Source organism: Xenorhabdus yunnanensis (assembly GCF_028598805.1).
GTDB classification, from domain to species: domain Bacteria; phylum Pseudomonadota; class Gammaproteobacteria; order Enterobacterales; family Enterobacteriaceae; genus Xenorhabdus; species Xenorhabdus yunnanensis.
In genome coordinates, this window is sequence record NZ_JAQRFI010000071.1 from 1 (window position 1) to 12309 (window position 12309).

General features: G+C 40.4%; 13 protein-coding genes, 1 tRNA gene and 1 rRNA gene. 5 read left to right on the forward strand and 10 right to left on the reverse strand.

Going from position 1 to position 12309, the window contains the following annotated elements; translation table 11 throughout:
• Positions 1 to 94: 94 nt before the first annotated feature.
• The 6 genes from PSI23_RS18900 to cysJ form a co-directional block, all read right to left on the reverse strand.
• Positions 95 to 247 carry a hypothetical protein gene (locus PSI23_RS18900; protein WP_273556529.1) on the reverse strand — a complete coding sequence of 51 codons (153 nt, stop codon included), beginning with the start codon at positions 245 to 247 and terminating at the stop codon, positions 95 to 97.
• A gap of 33 nt (positions 248 to 280) precedes the next feature.
• Positions 281 to 595: a hypothetical protein gene (locus PSI23_RS18905; RefSeq protein ID WP_273556530.1), complete on the reverse strand. Its 315-nt coding sequence runs from the start codon at positions 593 to 595 to the stop codon at positions 281 to 283.
• A complete protein-coding gene (locus tag PSI23_RS18910) occupies positions 592 to 714 on the reverse strand; it encodes a hypothetical protein (protein WP_273556531.1) in 123 nt (40 codons plus the stop codon). Before PSI23_RS18910 ends, PSI23_RS18905 begins: the two co-directional genes overlap by 4 nt.
• Positions 715 to 1221: 507 nt before the next feature.
• Positions 1222 to 1956 (reverse strand): phosphoadenylyl-sulfate reductase, encoded by a 735-nt coding sequence (locus tag PSI23_RS18915; RefSeq protein WP_273556532.1) that lies wholly within the window; start codon positions 1954 to 1956, stop codon positions 1222 to 1224.
• Positions 1953 to 3692, reverse strand: coding sequence for an assimilatory sulfite reductase (NADPH) hemoprotein subunit (cysI, locus tag PSI23_RS18920; protein ID WP_306309635.1), 1740 nt, complete (start codon positions 3690 to 3692; stop codon positions 1953 to 1955). The genes PSI23_RS18915 and cysI overlap by 4 nt, the downstream gene beginning before the upstream one ends.
• Positions 3693 to 3706: 14 nt before the next feature.
• Complete coding sequence (gene cysJ / locus PSI23_RS18925; protein ID WP_273556533.1) at positions 3707 to 5515, reverse strand: NADPH-dependent assimilatory sulfite reductase flavoprotein subunit; 1809 nt, start codon at positions 5513 to 5515, stop codon at positions 3707 to 3709.
• A gap of 297 nt (positions 5516 to 5812) precedes the next feature.
• Here cysJ and queD point away from each other — a divergent pair, with 297 nt between their 5' ends.
• Complete coding sequence (gene queD, locus PSI23_RS18930; RefSeq protein WP_273556540.1) at positions 5813 to 6178, forward strand: 6-carboxytetrahydropterin synthase QueD; 366 nt, start codon at positions 5813 to 5815, stop codon at positions 6176 to 6178.
• A gap of 34 nt (positions 6179 to 6212) precedes the next feature.
• Here the strand turns inward: queD and queE are convergent, their stop codons facing one another.
• Positions 6213 to 6884, reverse strand: coding sequence for a 7-carboxy-7-deazaguanine synthase QueE (queE, locus tag PSI23_RS18935; RefSeq protein WP_273556534.1), 672 nt, complete (start codon positions 6882 to 6884; stop codon positions 6213 to 6215).
• Between the two features lie 168 nt (positions 6885 to 7052).
• Between queE and hutT the strand changes: the two genes are divergently transcribed.
• Positions 7053 to 8438, forward strand: coding sequence for an L-histidine transporter HutT (gene hutT, locus PSI23_RS18940; RefSeq protein ID WP_273556535.1), 1386 nt, complete (start codon positions 7053 to 7055; stop codon positions 8436 to 8438).
• Positions 8439 to 8526: 88 nt separating this feature from the next.
• On the opposite strand, the gene PSI23_RS18945 is transcribed toward hutT, so the two are convergent.
• Positions 8527 to 9321, reverse strand: a complete 795-nt coding sequence (locus PSI23_RS18945) for an endonuclease/exonuclease/phosphatase family protein (protein ID WP_273556541.1) — start codon at positions 9319 to 9321, stop codon at positions 8527 to 8529.
• Between the two features lie 474 nt (positions 9322 to 9795).
• Here PSI23_RS18945 and PSI23_RS18950 point away from each other — a divergent pair, with 474 nt between their 5' ends.
• From PSI23_RS18950 to PSI23_RS18960, 3 genes are read left to right on the forward strand one after another with little or no spacing between them, the layout of a single operon-like run.
• Complete coding sequence (locus tag PSI23_RS18950) at positions 9796 to 10692, forward strand: HEAT repeat domain-containing protein (RefSeq protein WP_273556536.1); 897 nt, start codon at positions 9796 to 9798, stop codon at positions 10690 to 10692.
• Positions 10693 to 10725: 33 nt separating this feature from the next.
• Positions 10726 to 11673 carry a hypothetical protein gene (locus PSI23_RS18955; protein WP_273556537.1) on the forward strand — a complete coding sequence of 316 codons (948 nt, stop codon included), beginning with the start codon at positions 10726 to 10728 and terminating at the stop codon, positions 11671 to 11673.
• A 42-nt stretch (positions 11674 to 11715) separates the two neighbouring features.
• A complete protein-coding gene (locus PSI23_RS18960; RefSeq protein WP_273556538.1) occupies positions 11716 to 11913 on the forward strand; it encodes a hypothetical protein in 198 nt (65 codons plus the stop codon).
• 153 nt (positions 11914 to 12066) lie between these two features.
• On the opposite strand, the gene PSI23_RS18965 is transcribed toward PSI23_RS18960, so the two are convergent.
• Together PSI23_RS18965 and rrf are read right to left on the reverse strand one after the other, a co-directional pair.
• A tRNA-Asp gene (locus PSI23_RS18965) sits at positions 12067 to 12143 on the reverse strand.
• Between the two features lie 56 nt (positions 12144 to 12199).
• Positions 12200 to 12309 (reverse strand): 5S ribosomal RNA (rrf, locus tag PSI23_RS18970); the annotation flags it as partial.

A 12309-nucleotide genomic window follows, 5' to 3' on the forward strand; every position in this document is an offset into this window, starting at 1 on the left:
ACTCCAATTTAAATTCGGGGCTGAAACTTCTTTTCATCATGTCACCTGTTGAATTATCGAAGTGAGCATATCACCTCTATAACGGTGACCAAAATCATTGAACCACATCAGTTTTTGCCGCATCCATGGTTATATTTCCATAGAAATTATAAATAGCATACTCATCTCTAAACGCAAATTCTAATAATCGATAACCCGCTGCAATATAAACAACCTTCCTGGTTCCATTGATGACACCATTTTTCATTCCTTGCGTGCCTATACCCATATCTATTATTTTTCAGTTACTCACACCGTATTTAGCAGCCGTCAAAAATTTCCTAACCCCCGTTCGACCTGTTAACTTTATGCTTCTATTACCATACCTATCAACATATTCAGTAACTATCACACCAAAATTACTACTGAGTTCATTTGCCAATCGGCCAAAACCATAGACATCAATGAAATTTCCTGTAAATGACGTTGCAAGATCTAAACATGAAAAAACAGCATCTTTCCATGATGAATTTGGATTAGGTCCACATAGATTTTTTACTATATTGGCAGCCTCTTTAAATATTAATAAAACATAAAGCTCTTCATTCTCGCTCAATTTCTTTTCAAGATCAGAAATTTTTTCTTTCTGTACTCTTCTTGTTGTGAAAAAGGCATTAATTTCCCATCATCAAATACAACCATCCCATCGACAAATTCATCTGAAATTCGCTTCATATCCATTCCTTCATAAAATCACACAAATAATTAATCACTCCCTGAAATCAAAAAGCTTTCATGTGTTAAATCATCTGATTAGAATTTTAATGATAAAACCCTGCCATCCGAAATACGCATATTAATTATTAACCGACACATAACCTATTTGTTGTATTAATTCTTCGCTCTCATCCATACGATATATCCTATCCTTAATTAAGCGTTAGAATATAACATTTTTATATAAAAAATAGCCGTATCAATCACATAATAATAATGCATTAAAAAGAGTATAAAGTTATCCCCCAATTCATCCATAAGGAACAATTGTAATTTTGAAGATTTTTAATTTACTCTATCAAAAATACCAGAGGATTTAATAGCGTATTCAAAACACCACGGTCAGCTCAGTTTTTTTATTGGAAATTGCTACTAGTTAATCACTTATACATTCCAATCTAAAAAAACCGAGCCTGAATTTACCGGATTCTGATATCGCTATTTTTAAGCGAAGCTGAGGTTAATTTAACCTTCGTGCAAACCACACTCACGCTTCAAACCAAAAAAACGGGTTTGTTCTTCACTCATGCCCGGTTCCCATTTTTGGGTGGTATGAATGTCCCCTACAGAAAGGTAACCCTGTTCCCATAATGGATGGTATTCGAGACCATGCTTTGTCAGGTATTGATGTACCTGCCGATTATCCCAATCAATAATGGGCAGGATTTTGAAAACACCACGTTGAATTGCCAGCACAGGTAACTTGGTACGGCTTTCTGATTGCTGACGACGCAAACCTGCAAACCAGCTTTGCGCTTGCAGCGTTTTCAATGCCCGGTTCATCGGCTCAACTTTGTTGATTTGATTATAACGTTCAATCCCTTCTATTCCCTGTTCCCATAACTTGCCATAACGTGTTTCTTGCCAAGCCGGAGAGTGGACTGCACGAAAAATCTTCAAGTTCAGGTTGAGTTTTTCAGTCAGCTTATCGATAAATTGATAAGTTTCAGGAAATAAGTACCCCGTATCGGTAAGAACCACAGGAATATCAGGATACTCCTGTGTCACAAGATGCAGGCAAACTGTTGCCTGAATGCCAAAACTAGAGGAAAGCACAAATTCGCCGGGTAGATGTTCCAATGCCCATCTCACGCGCGCATGAGCATCCAGCAATTCCAGTTGTTGATTGATTTCTGCCAATAATGTGGTTTGCTGCTCTGGGGTCAATTCCGCCAGATCCAATAAATTCAGCCTGCTCATACTGCCTCCTGCCAGTCGTAAAAATCGACGGCTGAGTTCAATACTGGTTTGATAACATTAGCGCGGATCAAGAAATCACCAAAACATTCATCAATATGGCGTTCTGATGCCCAACGACCTATTAATTCATCCAGTATCTTAAGGATCTCTGCTGAGATGATATTTTCCCTGTACATGCGGGGAATTCGGTCACCAATGCGGTTCCCACCAAGATGCAGGTTGTAACGATCAGGCGCTTTACCCACCAGCCCAATTTCTGCCAGCATCGCCCTGCCACACCCATTGGGGCAGCCTGTGACACGCAGTATGATTTCTTCATCACCAACACCATACTTTTCCATCAATGCATCAATATGGTCGACAAAAGCTGGCAGGAAACGTTCTGCTTCGGCCATCGCTAATGGGCAAGTGGGAAATGAAACACAGGCCATAGAGTGATGACGCAGAGTTGTCACGCTATCATCAATTAAGCCATGGGCACGGGCAATTTCTTCAATCCGCGATTTTTCACTCTCAGGTATCCCCGCCACAATCAGGTTTTGGTTAGCCGTCAGACGAAAATCTCCTTTGTGGATTTTCGCAATTTCTGTAATACCTGTTTTTAATGGCTTGTTGGGATAATCCAGCAAACGACCATTTTCAATAAATAAGGTTAGATGCCATTGATCATCAATCCCTTTTAACCAACCAATTTGATCACCCCGACCAGTAAATTCATACGGGCGAATTTCTTCAAATTTCACGCCAGCGCGTTTTTCAACTTCTTGTTTAAAGGTTTCGATACCCACGCGTTCAAGGGTATATTTGGTTTTCGCGTTTTTGCGCTCGGTTCGATTACCCCAATCACGTTGGGTTGTAACTATCGCCTCCGCAATTGCCAGTGTGTGCTCCAATGAAATAAAACCAAATTCGCTCGCCAGTCGTGGGAAGGTTTTTTTATCGCCGTGGGTCATGGCTAATCCTCCACCCACCAGCACGTTAAAACCGATCAATTGATCATTTTCTGCAATAGCGACAAAGTTCATATCGTTGGCATGTAGATCTACATCATTTTGTGGCGGAATAACCACGGTTGTTTTGAATTTACGTGGCAGATAAGTGGCACCAAGAATAGGTTCCTCATCAGTTGTCACGATTTTTTCTTTATCCAACCAGATTTCAGCATATGCGTTGGTACGGGGCAGTAGGTGTTCCGATATTTTTTTCGCCCATTCATAGGCTTGTTGGTGCAAAGCAGATTGCACTGGGTTGGATGTACACAGAACGTTACGGTTGACGTCATTGGCAGTAGCCAGTGAATCTAAGCCTATCTGTGCCAATAATTGGTGTGCTGGCTTGAGGTTATTTTTTAAGATCCCATGAAACTGAAATGTCTGTCGGTTAGTCAATCTAATGCTGCCATACAACGTATTTTCCGTCGCAAACCGATCAATGCCCAGCCACTGGTTTGGGGTAATAATTCCCCCCGGCAAGCGACAACGCAACATCATGGCATGGCGCGGTTCGAGTTTTTGTTCTGCGCGTTCCGCCCGAATATCACGATCATCCTGCTGATACATTCCATGAAAGCGAATGAGGAGGAAATTATCGCCCTCAAATCCACCTGTCAGCCCATTTTTTACATCTTCGCTGATCGTTCCTCGCAGATAATTGCTGTCCAACTTCATGCGTTCACTATCTGCAAGTTTGCCTTCAACGATCAAAGGGCCTTGTTTTTCTTTGCTCACATTGCTCATGTTAATTGCTCACGTTAGTAAACATCTCTCTGATAACGGCGTTCAAGGCGCAATTCACTCAAGAATTCATCAGCCTGTTCAGCATCCATGCCACTATGTTGTGAAATGATGTCCAATAGGGCTTGTTCTACATCTTTTGCCATGCGATTCGCATCGCCACATACATACAGATGAGCGCCATCCTGAATCCAGCGCCAGATTTCTTCTCCCTGTTCATGTATTTTGTCTTGTACATACACTTTTTGCTGCTGATCCCTTGACCATGCCAGATCAATGCGGGTCAATAAACCATCTTTCACGTAACGCTGGAATTCAATCTGATAAAGAAAATCTTCGACAAAATGCGGGTTACCAAAAAACAACCAATTTTTACCTTCAGCCCCTTGACTGTCACGGTGTTGCAAAAATGCCCTGAACGGAGCAACACCCGTTCCCGGCCCAATCATGATGACTGGTGCACCCGAATCAGTCGGTAAACGAAAATTGTTGTTTTGTTCGATAAAAACCCGGATGTTGTCATCTTCCTGCAAGCGATCCGCCAAATAACCTGACGCTCCGCCTGTACGGGCACGCCCTTCTATGTCATAACGAACCACTCCCACGGTAATATGGACTTCGTTTTCCACTTCAGATTGTGCAGAGGAGATGGAATAAAGCCGCGGTGTCAGTGGACGCAATAAATCAATAAATTGCTGGGCTTCCGGATGTGCAGCTACAGCTCTGACCATATCCACAATCGGTGTTGTCTGGGCGTATTGCTGCAATGCTTGTTTGTTCGCGACTAAGGCCAACAGTTCTTCATCTTTCGCCAATGTGGCATATTTTTCAACAATCACGCCGGTATTCTGAGTCAGCTCTACATGGCTGATCAGAGCCTCACGCAGTGGAAGTGACTTTCCATGCACATTGACTTGTTCTGAACCCTCCAACCAAAGCAAGGTGATTAATTCATCCACTAAAGCCGGATCATTTTCAAACCAAACGCCAAGGGCATCCCCTGGCTGATAGCTCAATCCTGAATCCCCCAAGTCAATTTCAATATGGCGAACATCTTTGTTAGATCCACGTCCCGTGATTTTCTGGTTAGCCGACAGAGTGGCTGTTAGAGGCGTTTCTTTGGTGTGCGCTGAAATGACCGGTGAAGAAGCTATTGATGATGAAGAAACTATCGGTGAAATAGCCGATTTTACCTGCACTGGCAAACGCTGTTTCAAAATCCCCGTAATTTTCTGACGCCATTGATCCGCTTGTTCCTGGTATTCCACATCAGCATCAACACGATCCAGCAAACGCTGTGCTCCAAGCTCATGCAGACGAATGTCAAAATCTTTCCCTGCCTGACAGAAATTTTCATACGATGTATCCCCAAGACCAAATACGGCATACGCTGTCTCTTTCATTGACGCGGCTTTTTTGGAATAGAGGTATTTATGTAGTGCTACAGCTTCCTCAGCAGGATCACCTTCACCTTGTGTCGAAGCAATAATAATCAATACACGCTCTTGGGAAATTTGTTTAAATTTATAGTCACCCGCGTTAATCAGATTTACTTTGAGATTTTCAGCCAATAGTGAATCTCTCAGTTGTTCAGCTAAACGACGGGCATTGCCTGTTTGCGATGCAGAAAGCAAAGTTACAGTTTCTTGTTCGGAAACATCGGATGATTCCGTCTCAGTTTGTGGTTGGTGATTCACCATTCCCCAAAAATAGCCGGACAACCAGGCTAATTGATGTGGTGAGAAATCATTAATTGCAGATTGCAAGCGTGATAATTGTTCTGGAGAAACAGGTAATAATGCAATTGAAGGTGGTTTTGTGGTCATTTTCCCAGTGCCCTTTGCTATATAGCCGCTATCCATGTTGTAAAAAGCATGTTGTAAAAAGCATGATTGTAAAAAAGGTAGAAATCATAAACATGGATTAATTATCAGGTTATCCCAGAATAGGAAAGGTATTTAAAGAAAGGATCGCAATATCTCATAACCAAAACGCCTAACTTTATTTACAGATTTAATATATCGATAAAGTTGTTAAGGATTGTGCTTTTTATCTCCAGAAAAATCACGTTAAGCTTGTAAAGTTCAGGTAGAATAGCCGACCTTTTGAAGTCAGGGGAAAGCATAATGAGTACAACTATCTTTAAAGATTTTCAATTTGAAGCAGCACACCATCTTCCAAACGTGCCAGAAGGACATAAATGTGGGCGCCTGCATGGGCATTCATTTATGGTACGTCTGGAAGTCACCGGAGAAATCGATCCTCACAGTGGCTGGCTAATGGATTTTGCCGATGTAAAAGCTGCCTTTAAACCGATCTGGGAACAGCTCGATCACCACTATCTCAATGAAATCCCTGGGCTTGAAAATCCGACCAGCGAAGTCTTGGCCAAGTGGATCTGGGAAAAGTTAAAACCAACGTTGCCTCAACTCAGTGCTGTTATGGTCAAAGAAACCTGTAGCGCAGGTTGTATCTATCGAGGTGAGTAAGGATTCAGCACCAGAATCTGGTGCTGAATGAAATTTAGGCGATATTCAAATACTTATGGGTTTGCATCGAAAAGCGCCAATTACGGGCAATACAGGTTTCGATGCACAGGCGGGTTGCATCTTCTTTCTGACTAATCGGTTGTAACGCAATAACCGGAATAGAATTTCCATCAAGCATAGTCAATAATTCATCCAATGCTTCAATATCGCGCTGCCGTCCGACAGGATGCTTGATTTCATCGGCACGCTTCATGGCCTCAGGCAAAACCTGATATCCTCCGCGCATTTTCACTTTAGGAGAAATCGTCACCCAAGTTTTGTCAGTGCACTGAATCGTATGTGTACCACTTGTCTCTATCTGACATTGATAGCCTTCGCTTTCCAGTGTTTCCGTCAAAGGACGCAAGTCATATAAGCACGGTTCTCCCCCGGTAATGACAATATGTTTCGCACTGTAGCCTTGACGAGTGAATATACTTAGCAACTGTCTTGCGGTAGCAACACCCCACAAATCACTATCCTGCGATTTCAGTAAGATATTTTCCATAGGCTGCTGTTTATCAGCCTCTTTTTCCCACGTATGTTTGGTATCGCACCAACTGCACCCTACTGGACATCCCTGTAATCGAATGAAAACCGAAGGCACACCGGTAAACACTCCTTCTCCCTGTAATGTTTGGAAGATTTCATTTATTGGGTAAATCATAAAAAACTCTTGTTTTAATAAACTGCCCGTTATTATTACAGATATCTATCCCGCGAACATCCATCTTTATGATATCGTACGAGGTTGCTTTTACTGGCATCTCAAGCCAGACAGAGCATCGTATGCCTAAAATACTCTCAGGCATGAAAGGATAGATGGGAATAACGAATGCAAAATAATGAAAATCAGCTTAAACAGGGTCTAAGCGTGCGGCACATTCGCTTCATGGCTTTAGGCTCTGCAATAGGCACGGGGCTGTTTTATGGCTCAGCAACAGCAATACAGCAAGCTGGCCCCGCGGTATTATTGGCCTATTTAATCGGCGGTGCTGCCGTATTTATCGTGATGAGAGCACTTGGCGAAATGGCCGTTCACCATCCAGTTTCTGGTTCTTTTTCGCAATATGCCAGCCATTATTTGGGACCTTTGGCCGGTTTTTTAACGGGCTGGATCTATGTTCTTGAAATGCTGTTTGTTTGTCTGGCTGATATTACCGCATTCGGCGCATATATGAAGCTTTGGTTCCCACATGTCGAACAGTGGATTTGGGTTCTGGGGATTGTATGTTTTATTGGTGCCTTGAATCTGTGTCACGTAAAAATCTTTGGTGAAATGGAGTTCTGGCTTTCGATCGTTAAAGTTACCGCCATCATTGCCATGATTATCGGTGGTCTTGCCATTATGTTTTACGGGTTCGGGCAAGCAACTGAGCATGCAACTGGCCTGTCCAATTTATGGGAGCATGGCGGTTTTATGCCAAATGGCATCAGTGGGGTGATAGCTTCATTTGCGATTGTTATGTTTGCTTTTGGTGGCATAGAAGTCATTGGCATCACTGCCAGTGAAGCGAAAAATCCAGAAAAAACGATCCCTAAAGCAATCAACGCTGTTCCATTCCGTATTTTAATCTTCTATGTTTTGACCCTGTGTATCCTGATGAGCATCTATCCATGGGATCAAATTACTCCGAATACAAGCCCATTCGTACAGATTTTTTCCAATTTGGGAATTAATTCAGCCGCAAATATTCTGAATATGGTCGTAATTACCGCCGCTATTTCCGCTATTAATAGTGATATTTTTGGTGCAGGCAGGATGATGTATGGCATGGCTCAGGAAGGGCAAGCTCCCAAGTCATTCAAGAAACTAACGCGCAATGGTGTTCCATGGATGACTGTTCTTGTCATGATTGCAATTCTGTTACTTGGCGTGGTTCTGAATTATCTGATCCCTCAAGAAATCTTCATTCTTATCGCTTCTGTCGCCACATTTGCAACGGTTTGGGTATGGCTGATGATTTTAGTTTCACACGTTGCCATGCGTCGCCAAATGAGTCCGGAAGAAGTTAAAACACTGAAATTTCCAATCCCGATGTGGCCAATTGCCCCTGCAATTACGATCATTTTTATGGTCAGCATCATTCTATTGCTGGGCTATTTTGAGCAAACAAGAAATGCGTTATATGTTGGTATAGGTTGGGTATTCATTCTGACTCTAGCCTATTTTATTGGTGTGAAAAAGAAGCTACCAATAACTCGCTCCTCTAATCAGTAATCATCAATCTTGTTCCAAAAAGCGTCGGAAATTACCGACGCTTTTTTATCTTTTTCCACAAAACAATAAGCCTTTTCGTCAGTTATCATCACAAAGAGAATTTCACAATCAGGGGGTTATGATCAGAAGCTCCTGTCATTACAACTGCTGAATTCAAAACTTTTAATTCACGATAAAAAATAAAATCCAGCGGTTTACCAAAAACAATCGTTCTATGATCATCATTAAAATGCACTTCTTCCAATTGCATACGGCGTGCGAAACGTTCCAGTATTTTTAATCTCTGCCGACTCCATGCATTAAAATCCCCAGCAAAAATTACGGGGCCATTATGTAAGCTTATGTGGTTGCCAATGTTATTGAATTGTCGGCTATAAACATCTATACCAAGACTGAAGTTAATGGCATGTACGTTTATCACCATCAACTGACGTTTATCTGGTAATGGATAAATCGTGATTAATGATGATTTAGATAACCTGAATATCGGTTCTTTTTCACGAAGTGGGCAGCAATATATCGGTGAAGATGATGCTAATGTCATCACACCTGATGGATGCTGAGGGATAGCAAATGCAGGAACCTGATCCGCAACCAATCCGCTAGCTGCAATGAATTCCAAGAGAGCAGGAGTCGTTTGCGCCTCTTGCAATAAGATAAGGTCACTCTTCTCGATTAACGAAGTCAGAACACTTTGCCATAATGGGCGCTGTTGTTTACAAATATTCCAAATAGCGATAGAAAGTTCATTATTACTGGCAAGAAGTGGCTCACCATGTGGTAACGACGCATCCTCAAGTAATTGCTTAGAACTAGGAAAAACGCGTTCTACAGGCTTCCCCACAACATATCGCATAGCATAGCTGTTTTTCGCGCGCTTCATATTTACAAGTTTTCTCTCATACAGCCTTCTCGCATAGCTTTTTATTGCCAAACTTACCTCCGCCATACGACACCTTCCACTTGATGCTACCTAATATGACATACCCATTGTTGATTTCAATCTATTGTGCACAAAAGCCCATGCAGCGGTAAGATAATATATTGATGATATACGTTATTACCATAATTTATAAAAAACTCAATAGTAAGATCTAATAAATATGGAAATTATGTATTTAATAATATAATTTCGCTTGACTAAATAATAACATGGCAATACTGTTTCAGTAGTAACTATGATGCAACCATAAACCAACTAATATATCGTTATCTCCATCAAACATTTTCTTGATTGCAGCATCATTTTAATTTTATTGATTATATAAGCAGTTTTGTGGACTTTCCTCTCCGTTACCTTAAAAATTTTGGAAATTATCGAAACTCAAGAATAAGAATAAAAAAAGAGGAACTGAATATGCTAAAAAATATTATCAAGAAAAGCGAATTGAATAATATTGGTGCATATGATACCGAATCTTCATCAATATTGCCTTTAATTAAAGGATTCAAATGGTTACAAGAAGCCGTCGATAAAGTGATGAATGGGGATAATCCAGATTTTTTAAATATAGCACCTATACTATCGTCACTAAGACAAGAAGATATTATAGAAATATTAAATGATATTCTGGAAAAAAGAGAAATTACCTCAAATTATGAAGGAGTATCTGAAGATCATATTTATCTACATAGACAAAATAATTTTAATTTATTAATCAGACTTATTGATGATAGTGAGCAAAATACACTTTATACAAATGAATTTGATATTTTTGTCATCAATCCGACAAATACGGAAATAATGGTCCCTTGCTATGAATCTTGTTCAGAACAAAATATATTCCAAAAACCAAAACCCATCAAAAGAGTTGGGGATTGTCATTTTAAACCAAATAAAGTTTATTACTTTGAAGCTTATAAATATATCTTAGATTTTGATTTTGAATCCTCTCCCAATAATTTCGTATTGATTGTACATTCTGATCCGAAAGGGTGGATTACATGGATTTATAACAGAAAGACATTAGAGCCAATACAAAGTATCTGTACAAATTTACAGGCATCCAGAGTTCTATTATATGTCAGGCTATTAGGAGAGATGAAGGCATCCCAGTCTATTCAATGCATTGAAAATTTAGCAACATCCAATTACGCAAACTTTGTACGCTGGGAAGCAGTGCAGAGTCTTTCCAAAATAGCGCCATCCAATTGCCTAAAAATTCTTAAAATACTGGCGGAGAATGACCAGGATCCAATACTTAAACAAGCTGCTATACATAGCCTAGAAATGACAATGGCAAAAAATTGTTAAAAAATGTCATTGCTGGTTCAGGAGAAACAGATTATGACGATAGATAGCACCCCAACAGTCAAAAATGTACTGGATCTTAAAGAATTTCTTGCATTGTTAAAAAGTTCAAATGTCATCTCTCATATAAATAAAAAAATTTATATAGAAGAGGAAATTAATCAAGTAGCTGAATGGTTGTATTCTTATGCCGCCAATAAAGAGGAAATCATTTCTTTTATTTGTTCAGATCTTAGAGATCCAACACAGTTTCAGAAAGAAAATGATATGCAAGCACCTACGTACTTGATTTACAAAGATAAAAGAATCTCTATCAGGATGGTTGTTTGGCTACCGTTGAGAAATCAGTTCGATTTTGTACCACTTCCTTATGGAAAAGCACATGATCATGATTTTGATTTCTGGACTGTTAATTTCTTTGGTAATGGCTATAAAACTAGCCTATATGACTACAACGACAATGACATAAACGGCACAGAGGGTGAATCAGTAACATTGAATTTTTCCGGTGATCGAATGTTATCTTCTACAGGCAATGTCATGTTTTATAGACGAAACAAAGACGTACATATCCAATACCCACCAAAAGATTTTTGTGTATCGTTAAATTTGATAGTGCAACCAGAAACAAAAGTGAGCCAAAATAAACTAATTTTAGATAGTGAAGAAAAACCAACAGAAAACCAACAAGTTATTGCACATATAAAAAAAGGGAGGAAAGAAAGCTATCACGCCCAAGAGTCACTATTCCACGGATTATTAAAATTAGGTAGAGAGAAAAGTCGTCAGCTCGCTTTACAAGTAGCCCGTAATCACAGTAGAGATGAAATACGTGCTATTGCCTTTGAGGCTATATTAGACGCTACTGAATGTTCATATAACAAGAACGATATTAGTGATCTCATTGGCTTAGTAAATAATGATAAAAGTAGTTATGTCAGAACAAGAGTAAAAGAAAAAATCAAGACTATCTTATCCAAATAAAAGAGAAGTCTTTACGATTCTATTGATCAAAGGGGAAATAAAATGAATCATATTGAACAAATTAAAAACAAAAAATCAGGAGTAATTGCAGAAATTTCTCTTACTTCTTTCGGTACCGAAATCTTGCTGGCCGGTGCAGTACCTCACTCTCTATCCGGCAACAAAGCTGGTCGTGAAATAGATGCCGGAGGGTCTGAACGAGGCTGTTTATACCCATGTGGTTTATCAGAAAAACAATGAGGTTGCTGATTCAGGTTAGTAAAACCAGTCCAGTAATTCATACACGAGATTTATCAGAATATAGCCATTGAAAACGATTAACAATCAAAGCAATTTTATTGCAGATAAGAAAAACCCCTGAGAGAAATCTCAGGGGTTTTTCTCGAAATACGGTGGCGGTGCGGACGGGACTCGAACCCGCGACCCCCGGCGTGACAGGCCGGTATTCTAACCAACTGAACTACCGCACCACCGAATTTCTTCAGCCCTGCTGCCTTTTGTGCCGGCAACCGGCGTTTAATTAACTGTCTGGCAGTGTCCTACTCTCACATGGGGAGACCCCACACTACCATCGGCGCTACGGTGTTTCACTGCTGAGTTCGGCATGGGGTCAGGTGGGACCACCGCGCTGTTGCC

What these genes read in the sequence shown, in the direction of transcription:
- PSI23_RS18900 (WP_273556529.1), bottom strand. Translation starts at nt 247, where the DNA reads ATGAAAAATGGTGTCATCAATGGAACCAGGAAGGTTGTTTATATTGCA.
- PSI23_RS18910 (WP_273556531.1), bottom strand. Translation starts at nt 714, where the DNA reads ATGAAGCGAATTTCAGATGAATTTGTCGATGGGATGGTTGTATTTGAT.
- PSI23_RS18915 (WP_273556532.1), bottom strand. Translation starts at nt 1,956, where the DNA reads ATGAGCAGGCTGAATTTATTGGATCTGGCGGAATTGACCCCAGAGCAG.
- cysI (WP_306309635.1), bottom strand. Translation starts at nt 3,692, where the DNA reads ATGAGCAATGTGAGCAAAGAAAAACAAGGCCCTTTGATCGTTGAAGGC.
- cysJ (WP_273556533.1), bottom strand. Translation starts at nt 5,515, where the DNA reads ATGACCACAAAACCACCTTCAATTGCATTATTACCTGTTTCTCCAGAA.
- queE (WP_273556534.1), bottom strand. Translation starts at nt 6,884, where the DNA reads ATGATTTACCCAATAAATGAAATCTTCCAAACATTACAGGGAGAAGGA.
- hutT (WP_273556535.1), top strand. Translation starts at nt 7,053, where the DNA reads ATGCAAAATAATGAAAATCAGCTTAAACAGGGTCTAAGCGTGCGGCAC.
- PSI23_RS18945 (WP_273556541.1), bottom strand. Translation starts at nt 9,321, where the DNA reads ATGAAGCGCGCGAAAAACAGCTATGCTATGCGATATGTTGTGGGGAAG.
- PSI23_RS18950 (WP_273556536.1), top strand. Translation starts at nt 9,796, where the DNA reads ATGCTAAAAAATATTATCAAGAAAAGCGAATTGAATAATATTGGTGCA.
- PSI23_RS18955 (WP_273556537.1), top strand. Translation starts at nt 10,726, where the DNA reads ATGACGATAGATAGCACCCCAACAGTCAAAAATGTACTGGATCTTAAA.
- PSI23_RS18960 (WP_273556538.1), top strand. Translation starts at nt 11,716, where the DNA reads ATGAATCATATTGAACAAATTAAAAACAAAAAATCAGGAGTAATTGCA.